Annotated in this window: 16 protein-coding genes; 9 read left to right on the top strand and 7 right to left on the bottom strand. The window is 71.7% G+C overall.

The window, feature by feature from the left end; all coding sequences use genetic code 11:
* Nucleotides 1-356: 356 nt before the first annotated feature.
* From GT354_RS43885 to GT354_RS43875, 3 genes are all read left to right on the top strand, one after another.
* A complete protein-coding gene (locus tag GT354_RS43885) occupies nucleotides 357-1,037 on the top strand; it encodes a uracil-DNA glycosylase (RefSeq protein ID WP_161362702.1) in 681 nt (226 codons plus the stop codon).
* Between the two features lie 269 nt (nucleotides 1,038-1,306).
* Nucleotides 1,307-2,605, top strand: coding sequence for a MurT ligase domain-containing protein (locus GT354_RS43880; protein ID WP_161362700.1), 1,299 nt, complete (start codon nucleotides 1,307-1,309; stop codon nucleotides 2,603-2,605).
* Nucleotides 2,605-3,339, top strand: a complete 735-nt coding sequence (locus GT354_RS43875) for a glutamine amidotransferase (RefSeq protein ID WP_161362713.1) — start codon at nucleotides 2,605-2,607, stop codon at nucleotides 3,337-3,339. Before GT354_RS43880 ends, GT354_RS43875 begins: the two co-directional genes overlap by 1 nt.
* Nucleotides 3,340-3,459: 120 nt before the next feature.
* Here GT354_RS43875 and GT354_RS43870 read toward each other — a convergent pair whose 3' ends face one another.
* Together GT354_RS43870 and GT354_RS43865 are read right to left on the bottom strand one after the other, a co-directional pair.
* Nucleotides 3,460-4,509, bottom strand: a complete 1,050-nt coding sequence (locus GT354_RS43870; RefSeq protein WP_161362699.1) for a cation diffusion facilitator family transporter — start codon at nucleotides 4,507-4,509, stop codon at nucleotides 3,460-3,462.
* On the bottom strand, nucleotides 4,506-4,892 hold the full coding sequence (locus GT354_RS43865; protein WP_161362697.1) for a metalloregulator ArsR/SmtB family transcription factor: 387 nt from the start codon (nucleotides 4,890-4,892) through the stop codon (nucleotides 4,506-4,508). The genes GT354_RS43870 and GT354_RS43865 overlap by 4 nt, the downstream gene beginning before the upstream one ends.
* Before the next feature lie 568 nt (nucleotides 4,893-5,460).
* On the opposite strand from GT354_RS43865, the gene GT354_RS43860 reads away from it, so the two are divergent.
* Nucleotides 5,461-5,700: a Clp protease N-terminal domain-containing protein gene (locus GT354_RS43860; RefSeq protein ID WP_161362694.1), complete on the top strand. Its 240-nt coding sequence runs from the start codon at nucleotides 5,461-5,463 to the stop codon at nucleotides 5,698-5,700.
* A gap of 340 nt (nucleotides 5,701-6,040) precedes the next feature.
* On the opposite strand, the gene GT354_RS43855 is transcribed toward GT354_RS43860, so the two are convergent.
* Nucleotides 6,041-7,024 (bottom strand): PaaX family transcriptional regulator C-terminal domain-containing protein, encoded by a 984-nt coding sequence (locus GT354_RS43855; protein WP_161362692.1) that lies wholly within the window; start codon nucleotides 7,022-7,024, stop codon nucleotides 6,041-6,043.
* 89 nt (nucleotides 7,025-7,113) lie between these two features.
* Here GT354_RS43855 and GT354_RS43850 point away from each other — a divergent pair, with 89 nt between their 5' ends.
* The 3 genes from GT354_RS43850 to GT354_RS43840 all read left to right on the top strand — a co-directional run bounded on the left by GT354_RS43850 (nucleotide 7,114) and on the right by GT354_RS43840 (nucleotide 10,221).
* Entirely contained in the window at nucleotides 7,114-8,283 is a 1,170-nt protein-coding gene (locus GT354_RS43850; RefSeq protein WP_161362690.1) for an LLM class flavin-dependent oxidoreductase, read from the top strand.
* Between the two features lie 48 nt (nucleotides 8,284-8,331).
* On the top strand, nucleotides 8,332-9,396 hold the full coding sequence (locus tag GT354_RS43845; protein ID WP_161362688.1) for a zinc-binding dehydrogenase: 1,065 nt from the start codon (nucleotides 8,332-8,334) through the stop codon (nucleotides 9,394-9,396).
* A gap of 396 nt (nucleotides 9,397-9,792) precedes the next feature.
* Nucleotides 9,793-10,221, top strand: coding sequence for an ATP-binding protein (locus GT354_RS43840; protein ID WP_161362686.1), 429 nt, complete (start codon nucleotides 9,793-9,795; stop codon nucleotides 10,219-10,221).
* Between the two features lie 132 nt (nucleotides 10,222-10,353).
* Here GT354_RS43840 and GT354_RS43835 read toward each other — a convergent pair whose 3' ends face one another.
* Both GT354_RS43835 and GT354_RS43830 read right to left on the bottom strand, forming a co-directional pair.
* On the bottom strand, nucleotides 10,354-10,935 hold the full coding sequence (locus GT354_RS43835; protein ID WP_161362684.1) for a TMEM165/GDT1 family protein: 582 nt from the start codon (nucleotides 10,933-10,935) through the stop codon (nucleotides 10,354-10,356).
* A gap of 304 nt (nucleotides 10,936-11,239) precedes the next feature.
* Entirely contained in the window at nucleotides 11,240-11,737 is a 498-nt protein-coding gene (locus GT354_RS43830) for a GNAT family N-acetyltransferase (protein WP_202512962.1), read from the bottom strand.
* Nucleotides 11,738-11,762: 25 nt separating this feature from the next.
* On the opposite strand from GT354_RS43830, the gene GT354_RS56875 reads away from it, so the two are divergent.
* On the top strand, nucleotides 11,763-11,945 hold the full coding sequence (locus GT354_RS56875; RefSeq protein ID WP_202512961.1) for a hypothetical protein: 183 nt from the start codon (nucleotides 11,763-11,765) through the stop codon (nucleotides 11,943-11,945).
* Between the two features lie 10 nt (nucleotides 11,946-11,955).
* Complete coding sequence (locus GT354_RS43825) at nucleotides 11,956-12,546, top strand: TetR family transcriptional regulator (protein WP_202512960.1); 591 nt, start codon at nucleotides 11,956-11,958, stop codon at nucleotides 12,544-12,546.
* Nucleotides 12,547-12,655: 109 nt separating this feature from the next.
* Here GT354_RS43825 and GT354_RS43820 read toward each other — a convergent pair whose 3' ends face one another.
* Nucleotides 12,656-13,642 (bottom strand): NAD-dependent epimerase/dehydratase family protein, encoded by a 987-nt coding sequence (locus GT354_RS43820; RefSeq protein ID WP_161362679.1) that lies wholly within the window; start codon nucleotides 13,640-13,642, stop codon nucleotides 12,656-12,658.
* Between the two features lie 116 nt (nucleotides 13,643-13,758).
* On the bottom strand, nucleotides 13,759-14,226 hold the full coding sequence (locus GT354_RS43815) for a MarR family transcriptional regulator (RefSeq protein ID WP_202512959.1): 468 nt from the start codon (nucleotides 14,224-14,226) through the stop codon (nucleotides 13,759-13,761).
* Nucleotides 14,227-14,517: the final 291 nt, after the last annotated feature.

Genomic DNA, 14,517 nt, shown 5'->3' with positions numbered 1-14,517 from the left:
GCGCGCCCGCGTCGGTCTCGGCCCGGGCGCGGCGCAATACGAGCGACTGCGATGCGGGGATACCGCCGACCGTCCCAGATCGCGCCCGCGCCCGCGTCGACCCGGGCACAGCACGGCGCGATACGAGCGACTCCGGTTCGGGGATGCCGCCCGCCGTCCCAGTTCGCGCCCGCGTCCGCCCCGGCCCGGGCGCGGCACGGCACAGCGCGGCGCGATACGGGCGACTCCGGTGCGGGGTACGGGTGATCGGTCGCGGTCGTCGGCGGGGGACATGGGCGAGGCGGTGCGCGGGTGCGCCGGGCCGGAGTGTCACTCGGTGAGGGTGGTGTCACCCGATTGCCCTATGCTCTGGCGCCATGGTGGCACGGCCGTTGGGCGAGATTGTCGAGGCAGGATGGGCGAAGGCCCTGGAACCGGTAGCGGGCAGAGTGGCCGCGATGGGGGACTTCCTGCGGGGTGAGATAGCGGCCGGGCGGCGCTACGTACCGGCCGGGGCGGACGTATTGCGCGCGTTCAGCCAACCGTTCGACGACGTACGGGTGTTGATCGTGGGGCAGGATCCCTACCCCACTCCCGGGCACGCGATCGGGTTGAGCTTCTCCGTCGCCCCGCACGTGCGACCACTGCCGAAATCGCTGATCAACATCTTCACCGAGATGGGTCACGACCTCGATCTCCCGATGCCCACCAACGGTGACCTGACCCCGTGGGCACAACAGGGCGTACTGCTGCTCAACCGCGCGCTGACCACCGCTCCCGGCAACTCCGCCGCGCATCGCGGCAAGGGCTGGGAGGAGGTCACCGAGCAGGCGATCAAGGCACTGGCCGCGCGCGGCAAGCCGATGGTGTCCATCCTGTGGGGTCGCGACGCGCGCAACGCGCGACCCTTGCTCGGCCCGGGGGCGGCCGTCGTGGAGTCGGCGCACCCGTCGCCATTGTCGGCTGCGGGTGGCTTCTTCGGCTCCCGCCCGTTCTCGCGGACGAACGAGCTTCTGGTGGGCTTGGGGGCCGAACCGGTCGACTGGCGACTGCCCTGAGCGGGTGGCGGCGAGCGGGCGGGACGGCGGGCGACCGGTCTGTGCCGGTACCGGTGAGCAGGAACCCGATACCGGTGAGCGGGGAGCCCGGTACCGGCGAGCGCGAAGCGAGCCTCGTACCGGCGAGCGCGATCTGACCTGCTGTGACGGGAGAGGCACACGGGGCCACGCGTCGGCGCGAGGGCCCGTGATCTCGATAGGGTGACACCCGGTACAACCGGTCATGGGCCACCGCCGGTCGGGGCCGTCCCTTGGAGGATCCTTCTTCGATGTCAGGCAATAGCGTTCCCGGCCAGGGTGGCCGCGGTGGAGCGCCCCAGCGTTCCGTCGAGTCCCTGCCGCCGCGGTCAAAACTGGCGATCACCGCGAGTCGGGTGACCGCGGCGATCTCGCGGCGTGCCGGCAAGGGCAGTGGTTCGGTGATCGGCGGCAAGCTCGCGCTGCGCCTCGCTCCGGACCTGCTCGCGCAGTTGTCCGTGGGCCTGCAGGTGGTGTTGGTCTCGGGTACCAACGGCAAGACCACCACGACCCGGCTGATCGCCGAGGCGATGCGCGCGGCCGGGCCGGTGGTGTCCAACGCGCTGGGCGCGAACATGCCCGCCGGCATCACCTCCGCCCTCGCGGGCGCCGGGGCCGAGGCCAAGTACGGCGTGATCGAGGTGGACGAGAAGTACCTCGCCGGCGTCGCCCGCGACTCCGACCCGGTGGCCATCGCGCTGCTCAACCTCTCCCGCGACCAGCTCGACCGGGCCGCGGAGACGCGCATGCTCGCCGAGAAGTGGCGCGAGGGCCTGCGCGGTCGCGAGGCGATCGTGGTCGCCAACGCCGACGACCCGCTCATCGTGTGGGCCGCGTCCTCCAGCAAGGACGTCCTGTGGGTGGCCGCCGGGCAGACCTGGCAGGAGGACTCCTGGTCGTGCCCGCAGTGCGGCGGCGTCATGCAGCGTCCGGGCGAGGACTGGTTCTGCTCGGAGTGCGACTTCCGGCGCCCCTCCCCCACGTGGTCGCTGGCCGGCGAACAGATGGTCGACCCCGACGGGCGCGTGTGGCCGCTGTACCTGCAGCTTCCGGGCCGCGCCAACCGCGCCAACGCGGTCACCGCCGCGGCGGTGGCATCGTTGTTCGGGGTACCGGTCGAGGCCGCGTTGGAGCGGATGAAGCACGTCACCGCAGTCGCGGGCCGCTACGACGTGGTCGACTACGCGGGCCGCAAGCTGCGTCTGCTGCTCGCGAAGAACCCCGCCGGCTGGGTCGAGACGTTCTCGCTGATCGATCCCCCGCCCACGCCGGTGATCCTGTCGGTGAACGCGCTGGACGCGGACGGCAAGGACACGTCCTGGATCTGGGACGTGGACTTCACCCAGCTCGCCGGCCGGCCGCTGTTCGTGCTCGGTCAGCGTCGCCTGGACCTCGCGGTGCGGCTCGAAGTCGCGGGCCTGCAGTTCCAGGTGTGCGAAACGCTCGGTCAGGCGGTGGCGGCGGCCCCGCCCGGCCAGATCGAGGTCATCGCCAACTACACGGCGTTCCAACAGCTGCGCAAGACGATCAAGGAAGCGGCACAGGCATGATCGGTGAGAGCAGGCTGAGGCTGGTCTGGATCTACCCGGACCTGCTCAGCACCTACGGCGACCAGGGCAACGCGCTGATCGTGGAACGGCGCGCGCTGATGCGCGGCATCGAGGTCGAGCGGGTGGACGTGCGCTCCGACCAGCCGGTGCCGACGTCGGGAGACATCTACCTGATCGGTGGCGGTGAGGACCGCCCGCAGCGCTTGGCGGCGGAGCGGCTTCGCCGCGATCCCGGTCTGGCCACGGCGGTGGGCGCCGGTGCGGCGCTGCTCGCGGTGTGCGCGGGCTACCAGATCATCGGCAACGAGTTCGTCGACGACCTCGACCAGGTCGAGGCCGGTTTGGGCCTGCTCGACGTACGCTCCGGGCGCGGTGCGCCGGGCAAGCGGTGCGTGGGCGAGGTGCTGGCCGAGGTGGACCCCGCGTTGGGGCTGCCGGTGCTGTCCGGGTTCGAGAACCACCAGGGCGTCACCCACGTGGGCTCCGGCGCGAGGCCGCTGGCTCGGGTCACCCACGGCAACGGCAACGGAACCGGCGACGGCACCGAAGGCGCGTACGCGGGGCGGGTGATCGGCACCTACCTGCACGGGCCCGTGATGTCGCGAAACCCGGCACTGGCCGACCTGCTGCTGACGTGGGCGACCGGCGTGCCGCTGACGCCGCTGGCCGACCAGTGGCACGAGCAACTGCGCTCGGAGCGACTGCGTACGGTCCGCGCGGCGGCGACGAACTAGCGGTAGCGGCAAAGGATTTGATGTACCCGGTCGGCTCGTTCGACCGGTGCGGCCGGGCCCGCGCGCCGAGGTGGCGTGCGGGCCCGGTGGCGTGTGCGGAGTTTTTTTGCGCGGGACCGGTCAGCGCGTGTGGGTCGCGCCGTGGGGGTCGGCGCAGTGGGCGGCCCGAACGGTACCGATCGCCAGGGTGGCGGGTTCGGCGTGGTCGACCTGGAGCGTGGTGTGGGTGATCTCGTAGCGCTCCTGTAGGTGCTCTTCCAGGCGGTCGCGAACGCGGTGGCAGTCGTCGCCGGGCTGGACGAGGACGTGCGCGGACAGCGCGAGGAAGCCGGACGTGATCGTCCAGATGTGCAGGTCGTGCACCTCGGTGACACCGTCGACGGCGGCCAGGTCGGCGCCGACCGCGTCGGGGTCGATGCCTTCGGGGGCTGCCTCCAGGAAGATCCGCCACGACTCGCGGACCAGCGTGACACCCGACTTGAGCATGAGCGCCGCGACCACCAGGGACGCGATCGCGTCGGCGCGGGCGAAGCCGGTGGACAGGACCACGACGCCGGAGACCAGGGTCGCGATGAAGGCCCAGAGGTCGTTGAGGATGTGCTGGTAGGCGCCCTCGACGTTCAGGCTGGAGCGGTTGGCGCGCGAGATCAGCCAGGCGGCGAGCACGTTGACCACGATGCCGACCGCGGCGGTCGCGATGACCAGTCCGCCTTCGACGTCGGGGGGATTGATCAGCCGGCGCACGGCCTCGTAGACGAACCAGACGGCCAGCACCAGGAAGGTGATGCCGTTGATCTGCGCGGACAGGATCTCGGCGCGCTTGAAGCCGTACGTCCAGCGGCCGCGGGCGGGGCGGGCCGCGAGTCGCATGGCCACGAGGGCCAGCCCGATCGCGAACGCGTCGGTGACCATGTGCCCGGCGTCGGTGATCAGGGCCAGCGAACCGGCCAGGATGCCGACGGTGACCTCGACCACGATGAACGCGCCGATGAGCACGAGCGCGGCGGTCAGATAGCGCCGATCCGCGTCGGCGGCAACGCCGTGCGAATGGCCGCCGTGGGAGCCGTGGTCGTGGGCGTGGGCCTTGTCGTGAGCGGTCTTCGTCCCGGGCCTCGGGTCGTGCTCGACGTGATCCTCGGGCTCGGCGTGCTCGTGGTGCCGGGGCGTCATGGGGTCCCTCCGGGAGGCGGCGTGGCGCAACCGGTGTGGTCGGTGGCGGGGGCGTGGCCGATGTGTGCGAGAGCCAGGTCCAGGAGCAGCCGGACGTGGGCGTCGGCGAGGCGGTAGTACGCCATGCGGCCGGCGCGGCGCACGGTCACCACCTGGTGCGCGCGAAGCAATCTGAGTTGGTGCGACACGGCGGATTCCCCCTGCCCGCACGCGGCGGCGAGGTCGCGCACACACAACTCGCCCTCCAGGAGAGCCACCAGGAGGGTGAGCCGACCCGGATCACCGAGCAGGGCGAAAACGTCGGCGGTCTCGGCCAGGTGATCGGTGTCGGGCAGGCGCCCGCGCACGGCGTCCACACGGTCCGCGTCCACGGGGTGGGCCACGGCGTCCTACCTCCCTCGGGGGCTGTCGATCATCGTAACGTCTGAAGAGGTCTTCATACGACGGACGATAGGGGCCGGGGGTATGACTTCGCAAGTGGTCGCCGGGCCGAGTGGACCGACCCGCGACCCGCGCGGGACGCGGAGCAGCGGCTGCCTCGTCGGGCCACCGTCCTGAGGACCCCGCCGAACGCACGCTCGGCCGGCCCGCAGGTGATCACCGCGACGAGGTTGACGCGAACACACCGTGACTGTTGAACTTGGCGCATGCCGCGCAACCCGGGTCTTGCCAAGCGCGCCCACATCGACTTCGGTCGCGTGTGGTCGTGTTCCTGTCGACGCCACGGATAGGCCTGGTTCGAATCCCGCGCCGCCCGACGCGCGCTCGGCGCGGCGCCGGCCCCCACCCCGTCGGGCAGTGGTCCCGCCTCGACCAGTGAGTGCCGGGTTCCCGGCAATTCCTCTCGCACGTAGAGGCGGCCGTGCGCGCTCATCCGCCGACCGATGTTTTCCCGGTGCCGCGTGCGCGACGGGAAAACATGGGTCGGCGCCGACCCGAAAGAGGGAACCCGTGGCCGAGGAGAACTCGCCGTACAGCCCCCGCCTGGAATCGATCCTGCGCCTGGCCCGCGCCACCGCACACAGCCACGGACTGGAAACGACAGGCGTCGAGCACGTCTTTTTGGCCATCCTCGCGGAGCCGCACGCCATCCCGACCCAGGTCCTCACCCGGACCGGGCGGATCAACGGCCTGCGTGACGATCTCCTGGAAGTGCTGAACTCGGATCTGTATCGCCAGGGAACCGAATAGCGCCGGAGGCCGATCGGGCCTGGGGGCACACATGCGCGGAGCACGACATCGGGCGGGACGTCGGGCGTTCCTCACGGGGGTGTCGGCGTGGGCGGCGGCGCCGTGGCCGCCGGGAGAGCGCATTCTCGTCGCGGTCGACGGCGTGCACGGATCGAGGGGTGCCCACCGGGTGCGGTCGTCGCGTATCCGGCGAACCAGGGCATCAAGGCCAACGTGACGCCCTGTCTCGCCAAGTACGTCCGGCTCGGCCCGAGCCTGGTCATCTCGCCCGAGGATGTCGCGTCGGCGCTGCTCGTCGTGGAGCGTTGCGCGTCGTCGTGATCGCGCGTGCGCCTCGCGGTCAGTGGTGTTCCGGGTCGGTCAAGGTGGTCCAGAAGCGGGTTGCCGGGGTGTGGCAGGTGTGCCAGGTGGTGAGGAAGAGGGTGGTGGCGGTCGGGCCGGGCCAGTCGGTGGGGAGCAGGGCCGCCGGGAGGCGGGGGTCGCGCTCGAAGGTGAGGCGCCACGCGTGGACCAGGCGGGTGCGCAGAACGAACGCCTCCTCGTCGGTGGCCGCGGTCGCGCCCGTGAAGCGGTCCACGAAGTCGGCGAGGACCGTGCGTACCGCCGCCAGGTCCCACGCCTGTTCGACCAACGCGCGTTCGCGCTCCGCGTCGCACACCGTCGAGGTCATCCACGTGGCGTGCTCGGTCAGGTCCCGCTCGGCGAGGAGCGCGCGCAGGGCGTCGACGCCGCCCGGGTCGGCCGCGATCCACACGCCGCGGCCCAGGTCGCCGAAGCCCTCGAAGGCGAGCTGCTCCTCGACCACGGAACGCGCCTCGCGCTCCCCCGTCGGCGGGCGCAGGAGCAGTTGTTGCCAGTGGCCCGACCACGGCGTGTCGTGGGTGGCCCGGGCCAGCCGGGCGGTCCAGCCGGTGAGCAGCCTGCGCAGCGGTCGGGTCATCGTCAGGCGGGTGTAGCGGCCTTCGGGGCGCGCGAGCAGCCAACCCTCCTGCGTCAGCCGGGTGATCGCCCGACGGGTCGCGGCCTCGGGCGTACCGAGCGCCCGCAGCGCGGCCACCGCCGACTGCGACCGCATGCCGTCGTGGCCGGGCCAGCGGACGTACTCCCCGAAGACGGTGAGCAGGAGCGTTCGGGCACTGGGGCCGCCGTCGGCGGTACGGCGGGTTCGCGGTGCGGACGTGGCGATGACGATCTCCGAGGACGTGTGGCGGCGAGTCGGGCACGAGCCGACCGGCCGGCCGAGTCGGGCGCGGCCGGACGATCGAACGGAAGGACGGACGAACGGAAGGACGGACGGACGGACGGGTCGAGGGTCCGGGATCAATGTAGGGCGGCTCTTGTTTCCTGGACAGCCTCGATGTAGGACATAACTTGTTTACTTCAGATCTTGTGTCCTATGAAAGGTCGCGGTTCGTGTACGCAGCCCCGCCGACGCGTTTCGGCGCGTTCATCGCCCCTTACCACGGCATCGACGGCAACCCCTCGTTGCAGATCCGCCGGGATCTGGAGCTCGTCGAGCACTTGGACGCGCTCGGTTTCGAGGAGGCGTGGATCGGCGAGCACCACTCGGCGGGCTACGAGACGATCGCCTCGCCCGAGGTGTTCATCGCCGCCGCGGCCGAGCGCACCTCCCGGATCCGGCTCGGCACCGGCGTGAACTCGCTGCCGTACCACCACCCGTTGGTCCTCGCCGACCGCATCGTGCAGCTCCACCTGCAGTCGCGCGGGCGGGTGATGTTCGGTGCGGGGCCGGGCCAGTTGGCCTCCGACGCGTTCATGATGGGCATCGACCCGATGCGCCAGCGCGCGATGATGGCCGAGGCGCTGGCCGCGATCGTCCCGCTGCTGCGCGGCGAGACGGTGACCATGAAGACCGACTGGTTCACCCTCGACCAGGCCCGTCTGCACCTGGGCCCCTACACGTCGGCCGGCATCGAGGCCGTGTGCGCGTCCACGGTCTCCCCCTCCGGATCGGTGCAGGCCGGCACGCACGGCATGGGTCTGCTCTCGCTCGCCGCGTCCGATCCGTCCGGCTTCGAGGCGCTGTCCGCGAACTGGGACGTGTACGACAAGACGTGCGCCGAGCACGGCCACACCGCCGACCGCGATCGGTGGCGCCTGGTGGTACCGATGCACCTCGCGGAGACCACCGAGGCTGCCCGGACCCAGGCCGAGTACGGCGTGCATCACCTCGTCGACTACATCCAGGGCCTGTCCGGGATGACCATGCCGTGGGGCGCGACCGCCGGCGAGGCGATCTCGCAGTGGACCGGGGACGGCTTCCCGACGTTCGGCGTGGCGATGATCGGCACGCCCGCGCAGGCGATCGAGCGGATCGAGGCGATGGCGGAGAAGTCCGGCGGCTTCGGGACGCTGCTGTTGCTGGACCTGCCGATCGCGCGGCCGGCCGACAAGCGGCGCAGCTACGAGTTGTTCGCCGAGTACGTCGTGCCGCATTTCACCGGCGCCAACCGGCCGCGGCAGGCGTCGATGGCGTGGGCGAACGACAACAGCGAGCGGTTCATCGGGGCGTTGCGGCAAGCGGTGGTGGCGGCGATGGCGCCGCCGGCGGCCGGCGGCTGAGCTGCGTCGGTCCCGCGTCCCTTTCCCTCTTTTCCTTGGAGAATCATCATGCGCGCAGCGGTACTTCGTGGCGGTACGTTCACGGTCGAGGACATCGCGGCCCCCGAACCGGGTGAGGGGCAGGTCCTCGTCGAGACGGTGGCCTGCGGGATCTGCGGCTCGGACCTGTCGGCGTACAAGCACACGGCCGAGTTCCTCCAGGCGTCGATCGACTCGGACACGCCCTCGTTCGTCTTCGACCCGGACGCCGATCTGGTGATGGGCCACGAGTTGTCCGCGCGGGTGGTGCGTACGGGTCCCGGCGTGACCGGGTTCGCCGAGGGCGAGGTCGTGGTGGGTTTGCCGTGGGCGCTCGACGGCGGCGGCGTACTGCGCACCATCGGCTACTCGAACACCTTCCCCGGCGGCTTCGGCGAGCGGATGGTCATGCAGGCCGCCGCGCTGGTCAAGGTGCCCTCGCACGTACCGGCGCACATCGCGGCGCTGACCGAACCGCTCGCGGTCGGCTTCGGCAACGTGGCCAGGTCGGGCGCCGAGAAGGGCGGCGCGGCGATCGTCATCGGCGCGGGTCCGATCGGCCTGGGCGCGGTGGCCGGGCTGATCGAACGCGGCGTCGCCCCGGTCGTGGTCTCCGAGCCCTCGCCGCGCCGGCGGGCCCTCGCCCGCGCGTTCGGCGCGCACGTGGTGGTGGACCCGGCCGAGACCGACCCGTTCACCGCGTGGCGCGAGATCGCCGAGCCGGGTCAGCCGTTGACCGTCTTCGAATGCTCGGGCAAGGCGGGCATGTTCGACCGGATCACGTACGCGGCGCCGCGCGGCGCGACGGTGCTGCTGATCGGCGTGTGCATGACCGAGGACACGTTCCGGCCCGTAGTGGGCATCTACAAGGACCTGACCGTCAAGATGTGCCTGACGTACCCGCCGGAGGAATACCCCAAGACGCTCGCCCGGATCGCCGCCGGCAGCGTCGACGCCGCGTCGCTGGTGACCGGGCAGGTCGGTTTCGCCGGGGTCGCCGCCGCGATCGACACCCTGGGTCGGCCCGACGAACACGTCAAGGTGCTGGTGCGTCCGCACCTGGAGGGGACGGGGGTGCACCCGGCCGACGCGTAGACGCGAGGCGGCCCGGGGCCGGTCGGGGGGGCGGCTCGGGGCCGGTCCGGGGCTGTTTCCGGGCGGGTCCGCTGCCCGCGCCTTCTCGGCGCGACGCGCGCAGGGAGGTGTCACGCGTACGAGTGGACCCCTTCCGGCCGCCCGTCGCGTGCCCTATGCACGGACGGCGCGCTTGCCAGGGCGTTTCACGCCGACGTGACCCCGAACGCCCCGCCGAGAGGCGCTCGGAAGTGCCGTAAGCGGGACGGGACGCGCATGGGAATCGGTACGCTCCGAGGGAAATCCCTGGAAGATCCGTACACCCGCCATCGGGGACATCATGAGCCACACCAGGCACCGTTGCCGTGCCGCCGCTTCCGTCCATCGCGCGACCGTAACGGGCTTGGGAGGCTCGGCATGACCGTGCTCAACGACGCCCACCCGGTGTGCCGATTCGATCTCCCGCCGCACGAGGCGGAAGTATCCGCGGCCCGCCGCAAAGTGGTCGCCGTCGCCGTCGAGTGGGGCCTGTCCGCCCACGGCGACCTCGTGGACACCCTGCGCCTGGTGGTGTCCGAGTTGGTCACCAACGCGATCCGGCACGCCGGCGTACTTACCCCGTCGATCGTGGTCACCGTACGACGCACCGACGACGGTGTACTGCACGTGGGCGTGCACGATCGTCATCCGTTCTGCCCCAAGGCGCTTTTGGAGACCGTGGACGACGACAGCGGGCGCGGCCTGCTGATCGTCCAGGCACTGGTCACCGAGGCGGGCGGGTGCGCGGGGATCGAACCGGACGGGTGCGGCGGCAAGACCGTGTGGGTCTCGGTGCCGATGAGGTAGGCGGCTCGACACGAACGATCCCGGAGTCGTCGACGTCGCCATCGACATGGACGCAGTCGTGGGCCACGGGCGCCGAGTTCGGGGCCGCGACTCCGAGATCGCTCGCGTTTCGCCGTCACGCCGTTTCGCCGCTCAGAACAGTTCGACCACACTGATCACCGCGAGCACGGCCATCACAATCCCCGCGATCCGCTTGACCAGGCGCATCGGTACGTACTTGAGCACCGTGCTGCCGGCGGCCACTCCGATCGCGGACACGCACAGCAAGGCCAGGCCCGCACCGATGCCGACCGAGATCGGGTCGTACTTGGCGGCCAGGTTCGCGGTGCCCAGTTGGGTGATGTCGCCCCACTCCGAGACGAAGATCAGCCCGAAGCCGGTCGCGAACGTGGCCGCGAAGCCCATCCGCTTGGCGTTGTCACGGGCCGTGTCGGCGTCCTCGTCGTCTTCGCCGCCGCCGAACAACAGTACGGCGGCGCCGATCGCGAAGATCGCCGCGACGATCGCCTTGACCACCTTCTCGGGAGCCAGGCTGAGCAGGCCGCCCGCGGTGACCGCGATGACCACGTGGACCAGGAACGCGGACGCCACGCCGAACCACACCCACAGCGGCTTCAGCCGGGTCCCCAGGAGCAGCGACGCGAGCATGGTCTTGTCGGGGAGTTCGGCCAGGAAGATGACCACGAACGCGGTGGCCGCGGCGGTGACGCTCATCGGATGGGAAGCCTTTCGATCCTTCGCCGCACGCGCGCGCGGATCGAGCAGGGCGAGGGCTTCCGGAGCACGTGGCCGGGGGTCCGCGTCGAGACTTCGATCCGGTGGGCGCACGCGACGAGATTCTGTGTCGGTGTACGACAAACCGGTCGAAGGTCTCGTCCACCCGGAGAACATGCGACTGTCTCTCGGGCCCGGTGACCGGGCATCCACCGCACGGTGGGCGCCAGTATGTCGATCGGCCGGCAAGGCGGGACTACTCCCCTTCAGGCGGAGAGTATAGCCACGGCCGAGGTCCGCGTGATCATCGCGTCGGGAAGGTCACGTCCATCCGCTGCTCGATCGCGTCGATGCCCCACGCGCGGGCCGGGTGTTCCTCGGTGAGGGTGAAGCCCGCCCGGTCGTAGAGGTGTCGGGACGCGGGCAGGCCGGCGATCGTCCACAGGTACACCCCGGCCGCACCGCGACGGCGGGCCTCGGTCATGGCGGTGGAGACCAGGGCGCGGCCCACTCCGCGACCCCTGGTGGCGGGGTCCAGGATCACCCAGCGCAGGCGCATGCGGCCCGCGTCCTCGCGGGTGAGGCCGACCGCGCCGACCACGCGCGTACCGTCGTCGGCAACCCACAGCCGGCCCGGACCGTCGCCGCCCTCGCTCGCGCGAGCCTGTACCAGGGCGGCCATGCCGGCGGCGACGCCCGCCTCCATGGTGGCGTCCATGCCGTACTCGCGGGTGTACAGGACGCCGTGCAGCGCGGCGATCGCGCCCAGGTCGCCGGGGCGGTCCGCGTCGCGGATGGTCACGGCGGCCGGATCCGTCGATCCGGGTGTGGCGGTCGACGACGGCGGCGAGGTGGCGGTCGACGACTGCGGCGCCGGGCCGGCGGCTGACGACAGGGGCGTGGAGGCCGACCGCACGTGGGTGGAGGCCGACGGCTGTGGCGTGGCGGTCGACGGCAGCGGGGTGGAGGACATGACCCGGAACCCTTCACTGAAACGACTGTTTCAGTGAGGATAGGCGGGTGATCGCCGCCGCGAAACCCCCCGCTTCCGCCCGCCGTGACGAACTCCTGGCCGCAAGCGTGGCCTACGTCGCCGCACACGGTCTGTCCGACCTGTCGCTGCGTCCGCTGGCCGTGGCGATCGGGTCCAGCCCGCGTGTGTTGCTCTACTTGTTCGGCTCGAAGGCGGGCCTGATCCGCGAGATCCTGGACGCCGGCCGCACCGAGCAGCTGGCCCTGATCAAGCGCGCCGACGGCCACCCGGGCACCGCCCGCGAGACCCTCGACCTGTTGTGGGATTGGCTCACCGAGCCCGAACACCGGGGCGCGCTGCGGCTGTTCTTCGACGGCTACGTACGCGCCTTCGAAGGCGAGGGTCCGTGGGCGGACTTCGCGACGGCGTCGCTGCGCGAATGGCTCCCGCCGCTGGAACGCGTCCTGGCCGGCCATCCGCTGCCGCCGACCCTGGTCCTGGCCGTGCTGCGCGGCCTGCTCCTGGACCACCTCGCCGCGGCCACGCCCGAACACGCGCAGCGCGTCGACGCGGCCTGGACGGCCTTCGCGGACCACGCCTTCGGCGCCGAGCAGCCACGTGCCGGCGGTCACGGGTAGCCGCCCGGGCCTCTTGTCGCCGGCCGGTCGACCGGTCGACCGGCCGGAGCGAACGCCCGTGACCGGCTCGGGTGGGGCGTCGCGCGCGTTCGCTCCGGGAGGGCCCGACTCAGCCCGCCAGGACCGCCGCCTCCTTCTCCGGGGGCAGGCCGGCCAAGGACCGACCGGAGACGGCCGGAACCAAGCGGCCGCCGCTCCGGAGCCAGTCCCACGTGTCGGCCACGGTCTCCTCGACCGGTCGCACCCGCAGTCCGGTGGCCAGCGCCCTGCGCACGTCGCGACGGTGGATGTGGTCGTAGTCCTCGCCGGCCGGGAGCCAGATCGGCATTTCCACCCACGGCTCGATGCCGGCCGCCAGGATCCTTTCGGGGTCGGTCCAGCGCAGTTCGGCGTCGGATCCGGTCACCCGCACGCACAGGTCGAGGATTTCGCCCAGGGTGGCGTGGCCGGTGGGGCCGATCACGTTGTACCCGCCGGTCAGGCCCGCCTCGGCGGCGTCGAGCGTCCAGGCGGCGAGGTCGCGGGCGTCGATGTACTGCACGGGCAGGTCGCGCGGACTCGGCGCGAGCACGGGGCCGCCGCGGGCGATCCGGTTGAGCCAGTAGGGCAGCCGGCCGATGTTCTCGCGCGGCCCGAGGATCAGGCCGGGGCGGGCGAGCACGTGGCGGTCACCGAACGCCTGCTCGACGGCGATCTCCGCGCCGCGCTTGGCCAGGGCGTATTCCACGCCACCGTCGTCCGGCGACGCGCCGGTGACCAGCGGCGCGTCCTCGCCCCCGTCGACCGGGGTGGGATACGCGTAGACCGAGCAGGTCGAGACATACGCGTAACGGCCGACCCGGTCGGCGAGCAGGCGGGTCGTGTCACGGACCGCGCGCGGCGCCGCGCTCCAGGTGTCCACGGCGATGTCCCATTCACCGTGCTCAAGGGCCGCCAGGCCGCCCTCGGCGGTGCGGTCGCCGTGCAGGGCCCGCACCCCGGTGGGAAGTTCGTTCTTGCCGCGATTGAACACCGTGACGTCCCAGCCCCTGGCCAGTGCGTCGTCGAGAATCGCCCGGCCGACGAAAGCGGTTCCGCCCAGAATCAGAAGTCTCATGATCGACACTGTGCCCCGAATCCGCGCCCCGGTGAACCGTCCACCGCTCTGGGCGGATTCGCTCTCGGCGTAAGCCGCCCGCCCGCGACGCGCCGAAGCGCTTCACGTGCGGACGGTCAACTTCCGGATCGGCGCGCGCACGAGTGGGCCTCGTCACCGTCCTTGGCCAACAGACTCAACAGGCGCAGGAGTTCGGCCCGATCGCGCTCACCGAGGCGGTCGAACACCTGGGCTCCCGCGCTCTGCCGGATAGCGCGGATGCGGCGGAACTCGGCCCGGCCGTGGTCCGTCAGCGCGACCAGGGTGGCCCGGCGGTCGCGATCGCACGTGCTGCGTTCGATCAGGCCGCGAGCGGCGAGGTCGTCGACGACGGTGGTGGCCGAGCGCGGCACGATCTCCAGGCGCGCGGCCAGCTCGGCCATCCGCAGCGGGCGCTCGGCGTGCGAGAGCACCTTCATCGCGTGTGCCTGGGCGGGGGTCAGGCCGAGCGGCGCCAGTTCGCGTCCCGCGCGGATGCGGATGCGCTTGGACAGGCGCATGAACAGCTCGCCGATCTGTGCCGAGGTGGTGTCCGGCGGGCTCACGCGTGTCACTTCTCCAGAGGTGGTGGATCCGATGCGCCCATTGTCTCGCCGGCCGCCGCGTCGCACGACGCGGGACGTGATCCGAGGAGACGAGCACGGTGCGCGTGACGCGGACGCGGGCGCGATAGCGGTACTCGATGCTGCGGGGAGGTGGCTCGACGCGGGAACGAAGCGGCAGCGACACTCGGTGACGCCGGCGCGGTATTCGGCGCTGCGGGCCCGGGGTTCGACGACACGGGACGGGGTTTGGTGACGCAGGTACGGGGCTCGGGCTCGGTGCCGCAGGTACGG

Source organism: Streptomyces sp. SID3343, assembly GCF_009865215.1.
Lineage (GTDB): Bacteria > Actinomycetota > Actinomycetes > Streptomycetales > Streptomycetaceae > Embleya.
This window is presented reverse-complemented; position numbering and strand designations above follow the sequence as displayed.